Genomic DNA, 19121 nt, shown 5'->3' on the forward strand with positions numbered 1-19121 from the left:
ATGTTTCATGGCTAAAATATCTTGTCAAGCGAGCCGGCTCCCACACTGAACGGGACCGCCGTACATGAAGCCTATGAAACAGGCTGCAGAACGCATGGAATTGCGCTCCTGGCAAAATGCTGCGCGGGGTCAGGCGAGTTCGATTGACATCATTTTTGTTTGATGTCTAAAATTATATTCGGTCGTCCATAGTTCCCCGCAAGGCCGAGGAGACGAGCATGGCAGAACGCTCTTTCGCGCGCGAGGTGGAAGACCTGAAGCTCGGCGCCGGCGAGGAATTCCGCGGCGAAGGCATCCTCGCCATTACCAAGGCACTGCTCGAATGCGGCGTCAGCTATGTCGCCGGCTACCAGGGCGCGCCGATCTCACATCTGATGGACGTGCTGTCGGACGCCCAGGACATTCTCTCCGACCTCGGCGTGCATTTCGAATCGAGCGCGAGCGAAGCGACCGCGGCGGCGACGCTGGCGGCTTCCGTGATGTATCCGGTCCGCGGCGCGGTCACCTTCAAGGCGCCGGTCGGCATCAATGTCGCCTCTGACGCGCTTGCCAATCTCACCTCGGGCGGCGTCACCGGCGGCGCGCTGATCATCATCGGCGAAGATTACGGCGAAGGCTCCTCCATCATGCAGGAGCGTTCGCATGCCTTTGCCATGAAGTCGCAGCTCTGGCTGGTCGATCCGCGGCCCAATGTCGCCTCGATCGTGAGCGCCGTGCGCGATTCCTTCGAGCTGTCGGAGGCCTCCAACACGCCCGTCATGCTGGAGGTGCGAATTCGCGCCTGCCATGTCCATGGCCGTTTCGCCACCCGCGACAATGTCCGGCCCGCGTTTCCGCTGGCGCGCGCGCTCGAACAGCCGTCGCGCGACACCAACCGGATCGTGCTGCCGCCCGCCTCCTTCCTGCACGAGAAGGAAAAGGTTGAGCAGCGCTGGCCCGCCGCAGTGGAGTTCATCCATGCCCGCGGCATGAACGAGACATTCGGCGGCGATGTCGACGATATCGGCATCATCATGCAGGGCGGCATGTATAACGGCGTCATCACCGCGCTGCGCGAGGCCGGGCTTGCCGACATCTGGGGCGAGACACGGGTGCCGCTCTACGTGATGAACGTGACCTACCCGATCGTCGACCGCGAGGTGATCGAGTTCTGCCGCGACAAGAAAGCCGTGCTGATGGTCGAAGAGGGGCAGCCCGAATTCATCGAGCAGGCACTGCACAAGATCCTGCGCAACGCGGATATCCCGGCCAAGCTGCACGGCAAGGACCTGTTCCCGATGGCCGGCGAATACACCGCGCAGGTCATGTGCGACGCGATCGGCGCCTTCATCCGCCGCTGGCGTCCCGACGCGCTATCCGATTCTGCCCGTGCGCCGAACATCGAGCGTGTCGAGGTCGACGACAAGATCCGCGCATTGGCCGACGTGGTGCCGCCGCGCCCGCCGGGCTTCTGCACCGGCTGTCCGGAGCGGCCGATCTTTTCCGCCATGAAGCTGGTGGAGAAGGAGCTAGGGCCGCACCACATCGCCGCCGACATCGGCTGCCATCTGTTCTCGATCCTGCCCCCGTTCAATATCGGCGCCACCACGATGGGTTACGGCCTCGGCCCGGCATCGGCTTCGGCCTTCAACGTGCCGGCAGGAAAGCGCCCGATCTCGATCATGGGCGACGGCGGCTTCTGGCACAACGGGCTGACCAGCGGCGTCGGCAACGCCGTCTTCAACCAGCATGACGGCGTGATCGTCGTGGTCGACAATTATTATTCCGCCGCGACCGGCGGCCAGGACATCCCCTCCTCGCGTGCCGACAACCGCTCGCGCTCGACCAAGCACCCGATCGTAGAGGCCGTGAAGGGCGTCGGCGCTAAATGGGTGCGCCAGATCGACCGCACCTATGACGTCACACGCATGCGCAACACGCTGCGCGAGGCGCTGACGACCGAGGAGAAGGGCCCGAAGATCATCGTCGCCTCCTCGGAATGCATGCTCAACAAACAGCGGCGCGTGAAGCCGCTGGTGGCGGCGGCCGTCAAGCGCGGCGAGCGCATCGTGCGCGAACGCTTTGGGGTCGATGAGGACGTCTGTTCCGGCGACCACGCCTGCATCCGCCTGTCGGGCTGCCCGTCGCTGTCGGTGAAGCCGACCAGCGATCCGCTGAAGGACAATCCGGTTGCCGCTGTCGACGATAGCTGCGTCGGCTGCGGCCATTGCGGCGAGATCGCCGATGCCGCCGTGCTCTGCCCGTCCTTCTATCGCGCCGACATCGTTTCCAATCCGACGGCGTTCGAAACCCGGCTTGACCACATCTGGCAGCGGATGATCAACGCTCTGCAACGCTGGCGCGCGGGCCGCCGGGTCATGTTCGAACAGGATGCGACATGAACGTATCGGTCGCGCCCTCCTCCGTCGGCCTCAGCCAGGCCCGCCCGATCAGCGTCGCGGTGCTCGCGATGGGCGGCCAGGGCGGCGGCGTGCTGGTCGACTGGATCGTGGCGCTGGCCGAACAGCGCGGCTGGTTCGCGCAGTCAACCTCGGTGCCTGGCGTCGCGCAGCGCACCGGGGCCACGATCTATTACATCGAGATGATCGCCCCCGATGCCAGCAGGCCAGGCCGACACCCGGTACTGTCGCTGATGCCGGCGCCCGGCAAGGTCGACATCGTGATCGGCGCCGAATTGATGGAAGCGGGCCGCGCCATCCTGCGCGGTCTGGTCTCGCCGGATCGTACGCTGCTGATCGGCTCCTCGCACCGCTCGCTGGCGGTGATCGAGAAGACCGCGCCCGGTGACGGCACCGCGGATGCAGCGCAGGTGTTCGATGCGGCGAATGTCGCCGCCAACCGTTTCATCGCCTTCGACATGGCCGAGATCGCCGATGCCACCGGCAGCGTGGTTTCGGCCGTGCTGTTCGGCGCGCTCGCAGGCTCCGGCGCCCTGCCCTTCACCACGGAAGATTTTGAAGCCACGATTCGAGCGGCAGGCGTCGGCGTCGATGCCAGTTTGCGTGCCTTTACCGCCGGCCGCGAGCGGACCGTTACTGAGCTTAAGCAGGATCCGAAGATCAAGCTGGCGGCGAAGCCGCCGCTCGCAAAACGCTTTCCGCGCCTCGAGCCGATCGGCGACGTCGGCTATGACGCGCTGGTCGCGCGGGCGCGGCTGCTGCCGGAAGAATCGCACGGCATCGTTGCCGCCGGCATGCAGCGCGTCGTCGATTTCCAGGACGTCGCCTATGGCGGCGAATATCTCGACCGGCTCGAAGCGATGCCGCGTCAGGCAACCAGCCTGCTGCAAGCCTTTGCCAAATATCTTGCGGTGGCGATGGCCTATGACGACGTGATTCGCGTTGCGGATCTCAAGACGCGCGCGGGACGGTTCGAGCGGGTGCGCCGCGAGGTGCGTGCGGGCGACGGCCAGATCCTCGCAATCACCGAATTCTTCCATCCCCGGATCGAGGAAATGGCCGGGCTGTTGCCGCCGTGGCTCGGCGAGAGGCTCGAACGCAGCGCACGGCTTGGCAAGCTCATCGATCGCGGACGGAAGCTGCGCACCACCGCACCGTCGGCATTCCTGTTGCTTTACGGCGTCGCCGGCCTGCGCCGATTTCGCCGCGGCACCCTGCGGCATGCCCGAGAGATGCGCCATCTCGACGGATGGGCACAGCGCATCAAGAAGCTCGCGATAGCCGATCCCGCGCATGCGGCCGCGGTGTGCGAGGCGCGCCGTCTCGTCGGCGGCTATTCGGATACGCACTCGCGCGGCGAAACGAAGTTCGACAAGGTGATGCGCGCGTCCGATCGCCTGGCCGGCCGGCCCGACGCCGCCGAATGGGTGCAGCGGCTGACAAAGGTGGCGCTGAAGGACGCTGATGGCGCCGAGCTCGACGGCGCATTGCGCACGGTCGAGACCCTGTTCGAGGACGCCTGAGGATGGATCGGTTCGAAGTCGTGGTGTCGAAGGCCGAGGCGCTGACGCCGCGAATCCGCGAATTCGTGCTGGCGCGGCCCAACGGCGCGCCGATGCCGGGCTGGGCGCCGGGCGCCCATATCGATGTCCATTTGCCCGATGTCGGCCGCCGTTCCTATTCGCTGATCGAGACGGTTTCGCCGCGCACGGCGGCCGAGCATCCGGCCGCTTACCGCATCGCCGTGCTGCAGGAAAGCAAGGGCCAGGGTGGCTCGACCCATATGCACGGTCTCAAGCCCGGCGATCGCCTGACGATCTCGCCACCGGCGAACAATTTTCCGCTTCGTGCCGGTGCGGGCGAAGTCGCGCTCGTCGCGGGCGGCATCGGTGTGACGCCGCTGCTCGCGATGGCCTGCGAGCTGAACGCGGCAAAGCGCCCGTTCTCGTTCTATTACGCCGGCCGCAGCCGCAGCGAGCTGGCTTTTATCGGCGAGATCGAACGGCTGGCCGGCACAAGCGCGACCATCCACGCCGACGACGAGGCCGGCCGCTTCTTCGATCTCGCGGGCCTGATGAACCGGCTCGCGCCCGACGTGCCGCTTTATCTCTGCGGTCCGCTGCCGATGATCGAAACGGCCCTCGCGCTGGCCAAGCAAATGAATTGGCCGCAGGGCCGGCTGCATTTCGAAATCTTCACCGCGCCCGCGGAGAAATCCGGCGACACCGCCTTCGAGGTCGAGCTCAAGAGCAGCGGACGCGTCTTTGAGATTCCCGCCGGCAAGACCATTCTCGACGTGCTGCTCGAGGCCGGTGAAGACCCGATGCACGACTGCATGCGCGGCGATTGCGGCATCTGCCAGACCACGGTGATCGACGGTATCCCCGATCATCGCGACTACATCTTGAGCGACAGCGAAAGGGCCTCGAACAAGGTGATGCAGATCTGCATCTCGCGCGCCAAAACCAAAAGACTCGTGCTCGACCTGTGATGGAGGAACGCATGACCCGATATGCCGGCAACGCCGCGGCCGTTCGCGCCCTGGTCCGCGACCAGGAGGTTCACCGCGACGTCTATGTCAGCGATGAAGTGTTCCAGCTCGAGATGGAGCATATGTTCCCGAACAGCTGGGTCTATGTCGGCCACGACAGCCAGGTCCCCAATGCCGGCGACTATTTCGGCACAACGATCGGCACGCAGCCGGTGCTGCTCGTCCGCCACACCGACGGCACGGTGAAGGTGCTGCACAACCGCTGCCCCCACAAGGGGACGCGCATCACCTCCGAGACCTGCGGCAACACCGGAAAATTCTTCCGCTGCCCCTACCATGCCTGGAGCTTCAAGACCGACGGCTCGCTGCTCGCGATCCCCTTGAAGAAGGGCTATGAGAACACCGGCTTCGAGCAGAGCCACGCCGCGTCCGGCATGACGCCGGTGCGCCATGTCAAAAACTACCGCGGCTTCGTGTTCGCCAAGATCAATGACGGCGGGCTCGGCTTTGAGGAATTCTTCGGCGAGAGCCTGTCGAGCTTCGACAACATGATCGACCGTTCGCCGGTCGGCCAGCTCAAGGTCGCCGGCGGCGTGCTGCGCTACATGCACAATTGCAATTGGAAGATGCTGGTCGAAAACCAGACCGACACCTGCCATCCTATGGTCGCGCACGAATCCTCAGCCGGCACCGTCGTCGAGGTCTGGAAGAAGGCCCCGCCCGGCACCAAGAAGCCGATGGCGGTCGAGATCATCGCGCCCTTCATGAGCCCGTACGAGTTCTTCGAGAACATGGGGATCCGGATCTGGGACAATGGCCACGGCCACACCGGCGTGCACCACTCGATCCATTCCGACTATTCGGCGATCCCCGGCTACTTCGAGAAAATGACGGCGGCCTATGGCGAGGAGCGCGCCAAGGCGATCTTAGGGGAAAACCGGCACAACACCGTCTATTTCCCCAACATCATGATCAAGGGCCCGATCCAGCTGCTCAGGCATTTCAAGCCGATCGCGGCCAACAAGACGCTGGTGGAATCCTGGACGTTCCAGCTCGTCGATGCGCCCGACATGCTGCTGGAGCGCACGCTGATGTACAACCGGCTGATCAACGCGCCGACCTCGATCGTCGGCCACGACGATCTCGAAATGTACGAACGCGCGCAGGAAGGCCTGCATTCGAACGGCAATGAATGGGTCAACCTGCAGCGCCTCTATAGTCCCGACGAAGCCGGGCAGACCAACGTGGCGGTCAATGGCACCAGCGAATGGCCGATGCGTCATCAGTTCCGCGCGTGGAGCAAGTTCATGACGATGGGGATGTGACATGACCATGCTCGCTGAAGCCCCCCTCAAGAACGCAGTCCCGACCGACCAGGAATTGATCGATTTCGTCGTCCGCGAGGCGCGCCTGATCGATCAGCAGCGTTTCGACGAATGGCTCGATCTCTACGCCGACGACGCCTTCTACTGGATGCCGCTGGAGTGGAATCAGACCGATCCGCGGCTGACCTGCTCCCTCATGTACGAGGACAAGCTGCTGCTCTCGATCCGGGTCGAGCGCCTGAAGGGCGCGCGCACCTTCAGCCAGAAGCCGAAGAGCCGCTGCCACCACGTGCTGCAGACCCCGCAGGTGGATTCGCGCGACGCGGCCGCGAACAGCTACGTCACCTGGACCCCGATGCATTATGTCGAGACCCGCCTCGACGAGCAGACGCTCTATGCGGCCTGGGCCACGCATCACCTCCGCGTCGAAAACGGCAGGCTGCGAATCAAGCTCAAGCGCGTCGACCTGATCAATTGCGATGCGGCCTTCGGCAACATCCAGCTCTTCATGTGAGGTACGATGCCCGCGCTTCCCTACACGGCGATCGTCAGCGGCGGCAATACCGGCATTGGTGCTGCGATCGCCCGCAGCTTCCTGGCCGACGGCTACTACGTGATCTCGCTGTCACGGCGCAAACCCGACTGGAGCCATCCAAGATTCATATCGCACGAAGTCGATCTGCTCGATGCGGCGGCGACGCGGCAGGTGGCGTCGGAAATCGCGGCGAACGTGGCGATTACCCATGTCGTGCATAATGCCGGCGCGATCCGCGCGAAGCTGCTGGAAGAGGTTGCTGACGAGGATGTCGGCGCATTGGCGCAACTGCATTTTGGGGCGGGGATTGCGCTGGCGCAGGCGGCGCTGCCGAGCATGAAGATGGCCCGCTTCGGCCGCATCGTACTCCTGTCTTCTCGCGCCGCGCTGGGGGCCGCCACGCGCACCGTCTATTCCGCTACCAAGGCCGGCATCATCGGCATGGCGCGCACCTGGGCGCTGGAACTCGCCCCCTTTGGGATCACCGTCAATGTCGTCGCGCCCGGTCCGATCGGAGATACCGAGATGTTCGAGAGCGTGATGTCGCCGGAATCCGAACGTGCGAAGAAGCTGGCACAATCGATTCCGCTCGGCCGGCTCGGCAAATCGTCCGACGTGGCCCGCGCGGTCGCGTTCTTCAGTTCACCGGATGCCGACTTCATCACCGGACAGACGCTGTATGTCTGCGGCGGCGCCAGCATCGGATCAATATCCATCTAGCCAATTTCCTTCCAGCGACGCGAGATGTCCGCCATGGATGCCACAGTCAAACGCAAGGCCAGATCCGCGAAGGGCACGCGCGTGCAGCCGCCGCTCCCCGCCGAGCCGGCCCATGAATCCGACGGTGCGCATCTCGAACTGCGCATCTGGCTCCGGCTGCTGTCCTGCGCCACCAGAATCGAGAAGGCGCTGAACGCCCGGCTGCGCAAGGAATTCAACACCACCCTTGCCCGGTTCGACCTGCTGGCGCAGCTCGCGCGCCGGCCCGCCGGCGCGACCATGTCCGAGGTCTCCGAACTGCTGATGGTCTCCAACGGAGCTATCACCGCGCTCGTGCAGAAGCTCGAAGCCGACGGCATGATCCATCGCGAGGTCGATTCGGAGGATCGCCGCACCTTCCGCCTGCGCCTGTCGTCGGAAGGCGCCAGGGAATTCGGCCGCATGGCGCGGCGTCACGAGGAGTGGGTGATTGCGTTGATCGGCGAATTGTCACCTGCCGCGCAGTCGGATCTGCTGCAGCACCTGACCCTGCTCAAGCGCCGCCTCGACAAGCATACCTGACACACAGGCTGGTCCGATAACGCGGAATCAGCTTCACGCAGGGCCAGGCCGCGACTCGTCTTTCCGGAAGACCCGGCTGGCGAGCACGTCCGATGCCTCCAGCGACATGATGTCGTCGGCAGCCAGCACGCGGTCGAGATCGGCGACCAGGCGATTGGCCTGGCGCAGCCGCATGCGGTCGAGTGCGTTGCGGATCGAGCGTGCGTTAGAGAACAGCGGCTGGGTCTTGCGCAGCGCAATATAGCGGATGAACGCCTGACGCGCGTCGGCGGTGAATTTGTAGTTCATGTCACGCAGCATCAATTCGGCAATGGCAAGCAGTTCCGGCTCGGAATAATCCGGAAAATCGATGTGATGGGCGATGCGGGAGCGGAAGCCGGGGTTGCTGGCGAAGAACTTGTCCATCCGGTCGCCATAGCCGGCGAGGATCACCACCAGGTCCTCGCGCTGGGATTCCATTACCTGCAGCAGGATCTCGATCGCCTCCTGGCCGTAGTCGCGCTCATTGTCCGGCCGGTAAAGATAATAGGCCTCGTCGATGAACAGCACGCCGCCCATCGCCTTCTTCAGCACCTCCTTGGTCTTGGGCGCGGTGTGGCCGATATACTGCCCGACCAGCTCGTCGCGGGTGACCGATACGACGTGGCCGCGGCGTACGAAACCTAGTTTATGGAGAATGCTCGCGATGCGCAGCGCCACCGTGGTCTTGCCGGTGCCGGGATTGCCGGTGAACGACATGTGCAATGTCGGCACCTCCGTGGTCAGGTTCATGCGCCTGCGGATACGTTCGATCAGCAGCAGCGATGCGATCTCGCGAATGCGGGTCTTGACGGGCATCAGCCCGATCAGTTCGCGGTCGAGCTGTGTGAGGACGTCCTCGATGCCGACGGCCTCTAACTCCTCGCGAAGGTTGACCGTATCCGTCATGTCGGCGATATCCAGGTCCATCCGGCAAACCTCGGCGTGTTAAAAAAACTCCGTCGCCGCTTTCACAGCGACGGAGCAGTGCTTCCGGCAGACGAAAGGCACGATCGGGAGAACTCGTCTGTCGGACCGGGTAAACGTGCTAGCCGTAGCGCCGGCCCTCCGGACGGTCGGCGGCGTATGATCTGGTCGTGTAGCGGATGTTTCGGCCGGCCATTTCATGCCGTTCGAGCTGGAAGCCGGGCTCGTCCTTCGGCCGGTTGACGATGAAGGATAGCCGCACTGATTCCCAGCCGTGACTGGAATCGAACGCTGACAGGCGGATGTAGCGATCACCATAGACCTTGCGGCATTGCTCCAGCTCCATCATCACGCCGGCGGCGTCGCGCAGATCGAACATTGGCAATCCCCACATTTCCCAGAAATTGTTGCGGGGATGCGGATCGTCGGTGAATTCGATGTTCACCGCCCAGCCATTGTTCAGGCAGTACTGGACCTGTCGGGTGATCTGCTCGTCGGTGAGATCAGGCAGGAACGAGAAGCAGCCTTGGGTAACGCGCATGATTTTGGCTCCTCACATTGCGACGCTGGGCGTCGGGACATAGTCGGGCATGTCCGTCGATTCGTAGTTGAAGGTGACGTTCTTCCAGACCTCGAGCGCCGATTTCAGCGGCGTGCAGGTCTCCGCGGCCTTGGCGAGAATCTCGGGCCCCTCGTGCAGATAGTCGCGGCCCTCGTTGCGCGCGAGAATCATCGCCTCCAGCGCCACGCGGTTGGCGGTCGCGCCGGCCTGGATGCCCATGGGATGGCCGATGGTGCCGCCGCCGAACTGCAGGATCACGTCCTCGCCGAGATGATCGAGCAGCTGATGCATCTGCCCGGCGTGAATGCCGCCAGAGGCGACCGGCATCAGCCGGTTGAGGCTGGCCCAGTGCTGGTCAAAGAACACGCCGTGCTCCAGCCGCGCCGGGTTATAATCTTCGCGGCAGATGTCGTAGTAGCCGCGCGTGGTCGCCGGATCGCCTTCCAGCTTGCCGACCACGGTGCCGGCATGGATATGATCGACCCCCGCAAGCCGCATCCATTTCGCGATCACCCGGAACGAGACGCCGTGGCTGCGCTGCCGCGTGTAGGTGGAGTGCCCTGCCCGGTGCAGATGCAGGATCATATCATTGCGGCGCGCCCATTTTGCCATCGACTGGATCGCGGTGTAACCGATCACCAGGTCGATCATGATGATGACCGAGCCGAGCTCCTTGGCGAACTCCGCGCGCTCGTACATGTCCTCCATGGTGCCGGCGGTGACGTTGAGATAGGTGCCCTTGATCTCGCCGGTCGCTGCCTGCGCCTTGTTGACCGCCTCCATGCAGAACAGGAAGCGTTCGCGCCAATGCATGAACGGCTGCGAGTTGATGTTCTCGTCGTCCTTGGTGAAGTCGAGCCCGCCCTTCAGCGCCTCATACACCACACGCCCATAGTTGCGGCCGGACAGGCCGAGCTTCGGCTTCACCGTGGCCCCAAGCAGCGGCCGGCCGAACTTGTCCATGCGCTCGCGTTCGACGACGATACCCGTCGCCGGCCCCTGGAACGTCTTCACGTAGGCCACCGGCAGGCGCATGTCCTCGAGCCGCAATGCCTTCAGCGGCTTGAAGCCGAACACGTTGCCGATGATCGAGGCCGACAAATTGGCGATCGATCCAGGCTCGAACAGGTCGAGGTCGTAGGCGATATAGGCAAAATACTGCCCCGGCGAATTCGGCACCGGATCGACGCGAAAACATTTGGCGCGGTATTTCTCCGCCGCCGTCAGACGGTCGGTCCACACCACGGTCCAGGTTGCCGTCGAGGATTCGCCGGCGACCGCGGCCGATGCCTCGACCGGATCGACCCCGTCCTGCGGCGTGACGCGGAACAACGCGATGACGTCGGTATCCTTGGGCACATAATCCGGCTCCCAATAGCCCATTTTCTTGTATTCGAGAACACCGGACTTGTAGCGTTCCTTGCCGCGGACGGTCATCGAGTGCATGTTCATGTTGGCCTCCTCGGCTGTTGTGCGGCGACTGGTCGCGATTGGACGTGTCATCAGCTCATTCCGCGGCATCGGCAATTCCTCCGATTCTCGGATCGAGCGCGCCGGAGCGGTAGCGTCGTGCCATCTCGGCTAGTGGCACGACCTTGATGTGCGACGCATGTCCCGCGGTGCCGAATTGCTCGAAGCGCTCGCGGCAAAGATCGCGCAAGCCGTCCATCGCCGGTTTCAGGAATTTGCGCGGATCGATCTCGCTCCTGCTTTGGGTGGCGACCTTGCGGAACGCCGCGGTCATCGCCAGCCGGCAATCGGTGTCGATATTGATCTTGCGGACGCCATGCCTGATGCCGCGCACGATTTCCTCGACCGGCACGCCCCAGGTCTGCGGCATCTCGCCGCCGAACGCGTTGAAGGCGTCCTGCAGCGGCTGCGGCACCGAGGATGAGCCATGCATCACCAGATGCGTATTGGGCAGCCGCTGATGGATCTCCTCGACCACGCGCATGGCGAGAATGTCGCCGTCTGGCTTGCGCGAGAATTTATAGGCACCATGCGACGTGCCCATCGCAATCGCCAGCGCATCGACCTTGGTGGCACGAACGAAATCGACCGCCTGGTCCGGATCGGTCAGTAGCTGATCGTGGCTGACCTCGCCCTCTACGCCATGGCCGTCCTCCTGCTCACCGCCGCCACGCTCCAGCGACCCGAGCACGCTGAGTTCGCCTTCGACCGAGGCGCCGATCCAGTGCGCGATGTCGACAACGCGGCGCGTGATGTCGACGTTATATTCGTAACTCGCGGCGGTCTTGGCATCGGCCTTAAGCGAGCCGTCCATCATCACGGAAGTAAATCCGTGCTGCAGGGCGGTGGCGCAGGTCGATTCCTCGTTGCCGTGATCCTGATGCAGGCAGAGCGGGATCTGCGGATACATCTCTTCCAGCGCATCGATCATCTTCGCCAGCATGAGGTCGCCCGCATAGGAACGCGCGCCGCGCGAGGCCTGCAGGATGACAGGCGCGTCGGTGACCGTCGCCGCCTCCATGATCGCAAGGCCCTGTTCCATGTTGTTGATGTTGAATGCCGGCACGCCGTAGCCGTGTTCGGCGGCGTGATCCAGCAATTGTCTCAAGGTAATTCGCGCCATCGGAGTCTCCGTTTCCTTCTGCTAAGCTGCCGCCATTCTTGATCGCGCGATGCAGCGCAGGGCGGCTATTGCGACAGCGTTCGCGGTGATGCCGAACTCGCGATAGAGCGTTTCCGCGGGCGCGGATGCGCCGAAGCCGGTCATGCCGACAAATTCGCCGGCGTCGCCGAGCCACCGCGCCCAGTCGCCCTCGACCGCGGCTTCGACCCCAATTCGCGGGACGTCGCCGAGGACCTCCGCCCGGTACGCGGGCGACTGCCGGCGAAACAGCTCGAAGCACGGCGCCGACACGACGGCGGCGCGGACGCCGTCCGTCGCGAGCGCTTTCGCCGCTTCGATGGCGATCGAGACTTCGGATCCGGTCGCGATCAGCGTGACATCCCGTCCAAGCGCCGCCTCCACGACGACATAGGCGCCGCGGGCAACGAGATTGTCATGGCCGCTGTTGCGGAAAGCGGGTAGCGCCTGCCGCGACAGGCACAGCACCGATGGATTGGCCTGTGCCTGTAGCGCGCAGTCCCATGCCTCCGCCGTCTCGATGGCGTCGGCGGGCCGGAACACCAGCAGATTGGGGATCGCCCGCAGCGATGCCAGGTGCTCGACCGGCTGATGGGTGGGGCCATCCTCGCCGAGCCCGATGGAATCATGCGTCATCACATGGATCACGCGAACCTTCATCAACGCCGCCAGCCGGATCGCCGGACGGCTGTAGTCGGCGAAGCTGAGGAACGTGCCGCCGTAGGGGATGAACCCACCATGCAGCGCAATGCCATTCATCGCCGCCGCCATGGCATGCTCGCGGACGCCGTAGTGGATGTAGCTGCCCTCGAACGAGCTTGCCTGCACCGGCTGCTGGGTCCTGGCCCGGGTCAGGTTCGAATGTGTCAGATCCGCCGAGCCGCCGAGCAGATTGGGCAGCGCCTCAGCGATGACATCGATGACGCGCTGCGACGCCTGCCTGGTGGCAATGTGCGGCCGCTCGGTCGCGAAGTCCTCGCGCAGTCGTGTCATTGCCCGTACATAGCTGCACGGCAGGTTGCGATTCAGCGCATCGTGAAACGGTGAGCGGGAGTCCGAACCCAGAAGTCTGGTCCGTTCGATCCAGTTGCGGCGGGCGGCATGCCCGCGGCGGCCGGACTCACGCCACTGCGCGAGGACGGTTTGCGGAACCTCGAACGGCGCATACGGCCAGTTCAACGCAGCCCGTGTCTTGCCGGCTTCCTCGGCCCCCAGCGGCGCGCCATGAACTTTCTCCGTTCCCTGCCGATTCGGTGCGCCGAAACCGATGATGGTGCGGCATGCGATCAGCGAAGGGCGGTCACTGTTGCGCGCCCGCTCGATCGCGGCCGCGATGGCTTCGGGATTGTGGCCATCGATCCGGCACGCCGCCCATCCCGCCGCCTTGAACCGTGCGAGCTGGTCATCCGAACAGGATAGTGACGTCGCACCGTCGATCGAGATTTCGTTGTCGTCGAGCAGCACGATCAGGCGATTGAGCCGGAGATGCCCGGCCAGCGAAATCGCCTCGTGGCTGATTCCTTCCATCAGGCAGCCGTCTCCGGCGATCACGTATGTAAAATGATCGACGCAATCGTCGCCGAAGCGGGCGTTCATCAGCCGCTCGGCCAGCGCCATGCCGACGGCAGTGGCAATGCCCTGCCCTAGCGGTCCCGTGGTCGTTTCGACGCCGGCCGTATGGCCATACTCGGGATGTCCTGGCGTCTTCGACCCCCACTGCCTGAAGGCCTTGAGCTCATCCAGCGTCATGCCCTCATAGCCTGTGAGATGCAGCAGCGCATACAGCAGCATCGAGCCATGGCCGGCCGACAATACGAAACGGTCGCGGTCCGGCCATGCCGGGTCTGACGGATCGAACTTGAGGAAGCGCGAAAACAGCACGGTCGCGACATCAGCCATGCCCATCGGCATGCCCGGATGGCCGGACTTGGCCTTCTCGACCGCGTCGATCGCCAGAAAACGGATGGCATTGGCCATCTCGGCGTGCGAGGCGTCGGAACGGACGGCTGTGCGGGACAGGACGGGAGCGTTCATATCGTGCGCCTCTTGCGTTCCATCAGTTGCAGGATCAGCGGTGTGAGGATGAGCTGCATCGCCAGGTCGAGCTTCGCCCCATGAATCACGATCGAGTTGGCGCGCGACATGAAGCTGTGCGGGATCATCGACAGCAGGTAGGGAAAATCGATGCCGCGCGGATTCTTGAGACGGATCACCACCATCGATTCATCCGGCGTCGGGATCCAGCGCGCGATGAACGGGTTCGACGTATCGACGGTCGGCACGCGCTGGAAGTTGATGTCGGTCTCCGCGAACTGCGGGCAGATGTAGTTCACGTAATCTGGCATCCGACGCAGAATCGTATCGGTCACCGCCTCCTGGCTATAACCGCGGTCGCGACGATCGCGATGCAGCTTCTGGATCCATTCCAGATTGATCACGGGAACGACACCGATCTTGAGATCGGCATGCTGCGCCACGTTGACCTTGTCGGTCACGACGGCGCCGTGCAGTCCCTCATAGAACAGCAGGTCGGAGCCTTCGGGCAGTTGCTCCCATTCGGTGAATGTGCCCGGCTTGGCGCCGTACAGCTTCGCCTCTTCGTCATCGTGAACGTAATGACGCGTCGTTCCGGTGCCGGATTCGCCGTAATCGCGAAACACCCTTTCGAGCTCCTCGAACAGGTTTGTCTCGGGGCTGAAATGGCTGAAATGCTTGTTGCCGCGCTCGGCCTCCTCCCGCATCTTGTTTCGCATCTCGAAACGATTGTAGCGATGGAAGGCGTCGCCCTCGATGTAGGCGGCAACCACCTTCTCACGGCGGAAGATCTGCTCGAAGGTCTTCTTCACCGACGTCGTGCCGGCGCCCGACGAGCCTGTGATCGATATGATGGGATGAGCCCGTGACATCACAATGCCCCGTCACGGAACAGGCCGCGCCGCGCAAACAGCGGCGCCGTGCTATTGTCGAACATCGGCTCGACCCGCTCGTGGAGAGCAGCGATATCGCGTACACCCCGCACGGACCCCATGATCAGCGGCACTCGCTGGTGCGGCGTTTTTGCCGCCACTTCCAGGATTCGCCGCCGCCCGGTGGAGGCCGCGCCGCCGGCCCATTCCATGATCAGCGCCATCGGGTGCGCTTCGTAGAGCAGACGAATTCGCCCTTCGCGATAGCTGGGGCGGGCGTCGGCCGGATAAAGGAACACGCCTCCGCGCGCCAGGATGCGCAGCGATTCCGCCACCAGCGAGCCGATCCAGCGCATGTTGAAATCCACCTCGCCGCCGCCATTGGTGCCGGCGAGACATTCGTCGATGTAGGCGCGAACCGGGCCATGCCAGTGCCGGCGGTTGGATGCGTTGATGGCAAACTCCGGAGTGTCGCGCGCGATCTGCACCGCCTGCCGGATCAGCAAGAACTCGCCCACGCGGCGGTCGAGAATGAAGATGTCGACGCGCGTGTTCAGCGCGAGAACGAGCGTGGTCTGCGGACCGTAGACGACGAAGCCCGCCGCGCACTGCGCCGTTCCGGGCTCGAAGAACGTGGAAAGGATGTCGTTGCCCCGCGGGCGGATCGAAAAGATGGTGCCCATCGAGATGTTGTTTTCGAGATTGGCCGATCCGTCGAGCGGATCGATCGCAACGCAGAGGCTCGCCTCCGGCCGCAAGGTCTCCGGCAGTGCCGCTTCCTCGGAAAGAACTGCCGCCACCGGCGCATCGCGCAGCGCGCGCCGCATCAGGTCGTCGGCGACGATGTCGATGTCCTTCTGCCGGTCGCCGTCGGTATTGATACCGCCGTCCTGCCCGGTGATATCGACGAGCGGTCCATCGGCAATCAGTGCAGCAAGCTCGATCGCGGCAAGGGCAACGGCCTCGATCACCGCACCGACCGCGGCGCCGTGCATGGTCTGCACAACGGATCGATCGAGATGTGAACGCAGCGTCACGCGTTCGTCCATGGCCCTCTCCCGGCGCGCTCTGTCGGCGCTGTCGAAGCGTCCGCCTGATTTGGCGATCCGCGTTCTTAGGGAAACGCAATTTGCCGAATTAGGGAAATTTTGTTATCTTTGGCCTTCACAAAGTTTTTGTTATAATTGGAGGCAGACCTTGGCCGGCCGGTTGTTGCGGGAAGTGACCATCCGTCAATTGCGCGCGCTGGCCGCGGTGCAGAAGCATCGCTCGGTGACTGCAGCATCGAAGCAGCTCTATTTGACGCAACCCGCCGTGACGCTGCAGCTCCGCAACCTGCAGGCGGTCGCAGGATTGCCGCTGATCCAGCGCACCGGCGACGGCATGCTGCTGACGGATGCCGGGCGCGAGGTATTGGCGCTCGCCGAACGGATCGAGGCCGCGATCACCGACTGTGGGACCACGCTGGAGATGATGGCAGGAAAAACCGCGGGCCGCATCTCGATCGGCGCGGTCTCCACGGCAAAATATTTTGTGCCGTTCATGATCTCCGGATTCTCAAAACTCTATCCGAATGTCGAAATCACCCTCTCGATCGGCAACCGGCAGGAAGTCGGCGAAGCGCTGCGCGGCTACGACCTCGACTTCGCGATCATGGGCCGTCCGCCCGCCGACATCGACATGAATGTCCACCTGATCGGCGATCATCCCCACGTCATCATCGCGCCGACCGCGCATCGGCTGGCGCGGAACTCCCGCATCGCGCCGCGCGAGCTCGCCGGCGAGACCTTCCTGACGCGCGAGCCGGGATCGGGAACGCGCGGGCTGATGGAGCAGTTGTTCGAGAAGTCCGGCATCCGCCCCAGGATCGGCCTCGCCATGAGCAGCAACGAGACCATCAAGCAGGCAGTGATCGCGGGGCTCGGCATCGCCTTCATCTCAGCGCACACGGTCGCGACCGAGCTCGACGAACGGCGCCTCGTGACCCTTGACGTCGATGGTTTGCCGATCGTGCGGCAGTGGTTCGCGCTCGCGCGCAAGGACAAGGTGCTGCTGCCGCCGGCGCAGGCGATGCTCGATTTCCTCAGCGCCAAGGGCAAGCAGTTTTTGCCGCGCACGCATCGACGGATCCGCCTCACCCGCTCGTCGGTGCGGTCGAGGCGCGGCTAACCACGAGGCCTCGCCGTTAGAGCCCTCCGTCGACTTGAAAACACTGGCGCGTAATGCGCTGACTCTCGTCGGACGCCAGGAACAGCGCCACGCGTGCGATGTCGTCGGGCGTCACCGCATCCGGAATCGCCTGCCGCGTGCGAAACTCGGCGATCTGCTGCTCGTCCGGAAACCAGAGCCGGCGCTGGCGTTCCGTGATCACCATGCCCGGCGCGATGGCGTTGACGCGAATGCGGTCGGGTCCGACCAGGCGGGCCAGCGAGTTGGTGAAGCCGACAATCGCCGCCTTCGCCGCAGCATAGGTCGGCAGCGCCGGCGCGCCGCGGATCCATGCGACCGACGACATGTTGATGATCGAGCCGCCGCCGCGCGCCCGCATCTGCGGTACCACCGCCTGCGCCGCGAAGAAGACGTGCTTGAGGTTGACGCCGATCGTCCAGTCGAATTCTTCCGGCGTCACCTCGGAAAGAACATGACGCTGGTCGTTGGCGGCATTGTTCACCAGCACCGCAGCGTCGCCCAGCGCGGCATGCACCTTGGTTATCGCGGCGCGCAAGGCGTCGATATCGAGGAGATCGCACGAAACGAACAGCGGCGCCGGGCCGGAAGCGCCTGCCAACTCGCGCACCAGCGCTTCGCCCGTATCGGCATCGATGTCGAGAAAGGCGACACGCGCACCTTGGGTCGCGAAGGCGCGCACGAAGGCAGCACCGATGCCGCTGGCACCTCCGGTGATCAGTACAGTGCGATCAGCGAGGCCGGCGTAACTTGTGTGGGTCATGCGATAAGACGCTCCGTGGCAGGATCGAACAGGCAGATGCGGCGCGTATCGAGCGCGAACGGCGCGACCGAGCCCGGTGCGGGCCGGACATCAGGCGAAATGCGAGCCAGCGCGGCCTCGCCGCCAAGCCGCAGCAACACGATGGTCTCGGCGCCGGTGGGCTCGACCATCTCGACTGGCGCATCGACGACGATCGGCGCGCCAGACGCGCCGGAAAAGGCGCGGCTGCCCTCGGCGATGCATTCCGGCCTGATGCCGAGCACCACCTCGCGGCCGACAAAGGAAGCTGCCGCATCATATCCCTGCAGGCGCAGGCGGACCTCATCCGGCCGACCCGCGCCGATCACGACCGCCGCGCCGCCGTTCTCGGCCTCGAGCCTTGCCGGCATCGTGTTCATCGGCGGCGAGCCCATGAAGCGCGCGACGAACAGATTGGCCGGATAGCGGTACACGGTATCGGGGTCGGCGAATTGCTGCACCTCGCCCTGATGCATGACGGCGATCCGCGTTGCCATGGTCATCGCCTCGATCTGGTCGTGGGTGACATAGACGATGGTGGCGCCGATGCGCTGGTGCAGCCGCTTGATCTCCATCCGCATCTCCACCCGCAGCTTGGCGTCGAGATTGGACAGCGGCTCGTCGAACAGGAACAGCAAGGGATCGCGCACCAGTGCGCGGCCCATCGCCACCCGCTGGCGCTGGCCGCCGGAGAGCTGCGACGGCTTGCGGCCAAGCAGCGGCTCGATCTGCAATAGCCGCGCGACGTTCGCCAGCGCCTTCTCCTGCTCCGCCTTCGGCACGTGGCGGCATTCCATACCGAACGTGATGTTCTGGCGCACCGTCATCGACGGATAGAGCGCGTAGGACTGGAACACCATGGCGATGTCGCGGTCCTTTGGCGGAACGTCATTGACGACGCGACCGCCGATTTCAATGGTGCCGGAGCTCGGACGATCGAGCCCGGCAACAATGTTGAGCAGGGTGGACTTGCCGCAACCGGACGGACCGACCAGCACGGTGAACTCGCCGCTCTCGATGTCGAGGTTGATCCCCTTCAGCACCTCCAGATTAGCGTAACGCTTCGACAGAGTACGAATGCTCAACGCTGCCATGACT

At 64.2% G+C, this 19121-nt stretch carries 17 protein-coding genes; 8 read left to right on the plus strand and 9 right to left on the minus strand.

Annotated elements, in window-relative coordinates:
- Positions 1-218 precede the first annotated feature (218 nt).
- The 7 genes from RX331_RS32570 to RX331_RS32600 are packed head-to-tail and all read left to right on the plus strand — an operon-like array spanning position 219 to position 8031.
- A complete protein-coding gene (locus RX331_RS32570; RefSeq protein ID WP_317253680.1) occupies positions 219-2381 on the plus strand; it encodes an indolepyruvate ferredoxin oxidoreductase subunit alpha in 2163 nt (720 codons plus the stop codon).
- Complete coding sequence (locus tag RX331_RS32575) at positions 2378-3922, plus strand: indolepyruvate oxidoreductase subunit beta family protein (RefSeq protein ID WP_317253681.1); 1545 nt, start codon at positions 2378-2380, stop codon at positions 3920-3922. Before RX331_RS32570 ends, RX331_RS32575 begins: the two co-directional genes overlap by 4 nt.
- A gap of 2 nt (positions 3923-3924) precedes the next feature.
- Positions 3925-4890 carry a PDR/VanB family oxidoreductase gene (locus RX331_RS32580; RefSeq protein ID WP_317253682.1) on the plus strand — a complete coding sequence of 322 codons (966 nt, stop codon included), beginning with the start codon at positions 3925-3927 and terminating at the stop codon, positions 4888-4890.
- Positions 4891-4901: 11 nt separating this feature from the next.
- Positions 4902-6215, plus strand: coding sequence for an aromatic ring-hydroxylating dioxygenase subunit alpha (locus RX331_RS32585; RefSeq protein WP_317253683.1), 1314 nt, complete (start codon positions 4902-4904; stop codon positions 6213-6215).
- Position 6216: 1 nt separating this feature from the next.
- Complete coding sequence (locus RX331_RS32590; RefSeq protein WP_317253684.1) at positions 6217-6729, plus strand: aromatic-ring-hydroxylating dioxygenase subunit beta; 513 nt, start codon at positions 6217-6219, stop codon at positions 6727-6729.
- Between the two features lie 6 nt (positions 6730-6735).
- On the plus strand, positions 6736-7470 hold the full coding sequence (locus tag RX331_RS32595; RefSeq protein ID WP_317253685.1) for an SDR family NAD(P)-dependent oxidoreductase: 735 nt from the start codon (positions 6736-6738) through the stop codon (positions 7468-7470).
- Positions 7471-7503: 33 nt separating this feature from the next.
- Positions 7504-8031: a MarR family winged helix-turn-helix transcriptional regulator gene (locus RX331_RS32600; protein ID WP_317253686.1), complete on the plus strand. Its 528-nt coding sequence runs from the start codon at positions 7504-7506 to the stop codon at positions 8029-8031.
- Between the two features lie 33 nt (positions 8032-8064).
- Here the strand turns inward: RX331_RS32600 and cbbX are convergent, their stop codons facing one another.
- From cbbX to RX331_RS32635, 7 genes are all read right to left on the minus strand, one after another.
- Positions 8065-8979, minus strand: coding sequence for a CbbX protein (cbbX, locus tag RX331_RS32605; RefSeq protein WP_317253687.1), 915 nt, complete (start codon positions 8977-8979; stop codon positions 8065-8067).
- 118 nt (positions 8980-9097) lie between these two features.
- Positions 9098-9517: a ribulose bisphosphate carboxylase small subunit gene (locus RX331_RS32610; RefSeq protein ID WP_317253688.1), complete on the minus strand. Its 420-nt coding sequence runs from the start codon at positions 9515-9517 to the stop codon at positions 9098-9100.
- Between the two features lie 12 nt (positions 9518-9529).
- Positions 9530-10990, minus strand: a complete 1461-nt coding sequence (locus tag RX331_RS32615) for a form I ribulose bisphosphate carboxylase large subunit (RefSeq protein ID WP_317253689.1) — start codon at positions 10988-10990, stop codon at positions 9530-9532.
- Between the two features lie 55 nt (positions 10991-11045).
- Positions 11046-12131, minus strand: coding sequence for a class II fructose-bisphosphate aldolase (gene fba / locus RX331_RS32620; RefSeq protein WP_317253690.1), 1086 nt, complete (start codon positions 12129-12131; stop codon positions 11046-11048).
- 21 nt (positions 12132-12152) lie between these two features.
- On the minus strand, positions 12153-14183 hold the full coding sequence (tkt, locus tag RX331_RS32625; RefSeq protein ID WP_317253691.1) for a transketolase: 2031 nt from the start codon (positions 14181-14183) through the stop codon (positions 12153-12155).
- Positions 14180-15055: a phosphoribulokinase gene (locus RX331_RS32630; RefSeq protein WP_317253692.1), complete on the minus strand. Its 876-nt coding sequence runs from the start codon at positions 15053-15055 to the stop codon at positions 14180-14182. The genes tkt and RX331_RS32630 overlap by 4 nt, the downstream gene beginning before the upstream one ends.
- Positions 15055-16104 (minus strand): class 1 fructose-bisphosphatase, encoded by a 1050-nt coding sequence (locus tag RX331_RS32635; protein ID WP_410708033.1) that lies wholly within the window; start codon positions 16102-16104, stop codon positions 15055-15057. Before RX331_RS32635 ends, RX331_RS32630 begins: the two co-directional genes overlap by 1 nt.
- A 148-nt stretch (positions 16105-16252) precedes the next feature.
- Between RX331_RS32635 and RX331_RS32640 the strand changes: the two genes are divergently transcribed.
- Positions 16253-17224: a LysR family transcriptional regulator gene (locus tag RX331_RS32640; protein WP_317253693.1), complete on the plus strand. Its 972-nt coding sequence runs from the start codon at positions 16253-16255 to the stop codon at positions 17222-17224.
- 16 nt (positions 17225-17240) lie between these two features.
- On the opposite strand, the gene RX331_RS32645 is transcribed toward RX331_RS32640, so the two are convergent.
- The gene (locus tag RX331_RS32645) at positions 17241-18005 is read right to left on the minus strand and encodes an SDR family oxidoreductase (protein ID WP_317253694.1); all 765 of its coding nucleotides are present in this window, start codon (positions 18003-18005) and stop codon (positions 17241-17243) included.
- Positions 18002-19117, minus strand: a complete 1116-nt coding sequence (locus RX331_RS32650; RefSeq protein WP_317253695.1) for a sn-glycerol-3-phosphate ABC transporter ATP-binding protein UgpC — start codon at positions 19115-19117, stop codon at positions 18002-18004. Before RX331_RS32650 ends, RX331_RS32645 begins: the two co-directional genes overlap by 4 nt.
- Between the last annotated feature and the right edge of the window lie 4 nt (positions 19118-19121).

Origin of the sequence: Bradyrhizobium sp. BWA-3-5 (assembly GCF_032917985.1) — a bacterium.
In the GTDB taxonomy this organism is placed as follows: domain Bacteria; phylum Pseudomonadota; class Alphaproteobacteria; order Rhizobiales; family Xanthobacteraceae; genus Bradyrhizobium.

Bases quoted from the DNA above. Each gene is read 5' to 3' on its own strand.
- RX331_RS32650 (WP_317253695.1), bottom strand. From the start codon at position 19,117: ATGGCAGCGTTGAGCATTCGTACTCTGTCGAAGCGTTACGCTAATCTG.
- RX331_RS32585 (WP_317253683.1), top strand. From the start codon at position 4,902: ATGACCCGATATGCCGGCAACGCCGCGGCCGTTCGCGCCCTGGTCCGC.
- RX331_RS32610 (WP_317253688.1), bottom strand. From the start codon at position 9,517: ATGCGCGTTACCCAAGGCTGCTTCTCGTTCCTGCCTGATCTCACCGAC.
- tkt (WP_317253691.1), bottom strand. From the start codon at position 14,183: ATGAACGCTCCCGTCCTGTCCCGCACAGCCGTCCGTTCCGACGCCTCG.
- RX331_RS32580 (WP_317253682.1), top strand. From the start codon at position 3,925: ATGGATCGGTTCGAAGTCGTGGTGTCGAAGGCCGAGGCGCTGACGCCG.
- RX331_RS32570 (WP_317253680.1), top strand. From the start codon at position 219: ATGGCAGAACGCTCTTTCGCGCGCGAGGTGGAAGACCTGAAGCTCGGC.
- RX331_RS32575 (WP_317253681.1), top strand. From the start codon at position 2,378: ATGAACGTATCGGTCGCGCCCTCCTCCGTCGGCCTCAGCCAGGCCCGC.
- RX331_RS32635 (WP_410708033.1), bottom strand. From the start codon at position 16,104: ATGGACGAACGCGTGACGCTGCGTTCACATCTCGATCGATCCGTTGTG.
- fba (WP_317253690.1), bottom strand. From the start codon at position 12,131: ATGGCGCGAATTACCTTGAGACAATTGCTGGATCACGCCGCCGAACAC.
- RX331_RS32600 (WP_317253686.1), top strand. From the start codon at position 7,504: ATGGATGCCACAGTCAAACGCAAGGCCAGATCCGCGAAGGGCACGCGC.
- cbbX (WP_317253687.1), bottom strand. From the start codon at position 8,979: ATGGACCTGGATATCGCCGACATGACGGATACGGTCAACCTTCGCGAG.
- RX331_RS32595 (WP_317253685.1), top strand. From the start codon at position 6,736: ATGCCCGCGCTTCCCTACACGGCGATCGTCAGCGGCGGCAATACCGGC.
- RX331_RS32590 (WP_317253684.1), top strand. From the start codon at position 6,217: ATGACCATGCTCGCTGAAGCCCCCCTCAAGAACGCAGTCCCGACCGAC.
- RX331_RS32615 (WP_317253689.1), bottom strand. From the start codon at position 10,990: ATGAACATGCACTCGATGACCGTCCGCGGCAAGGAACGCTACAAGTCC.
- RX331_RS32645 (WP_317253694.1), bottom strand. From the start codon at position 18,005: ATGACCCACACAAGTTACGCCGGCCTCGCTGATCGCACTGTACTGATC.
- RX331_RS32630 (WP_317253692.1), bottom strand. From the start codon at position 15,055: ATGTCACGGGCTCATCCCATCATATCGATCACAGGCTCGTCGGGCGCC.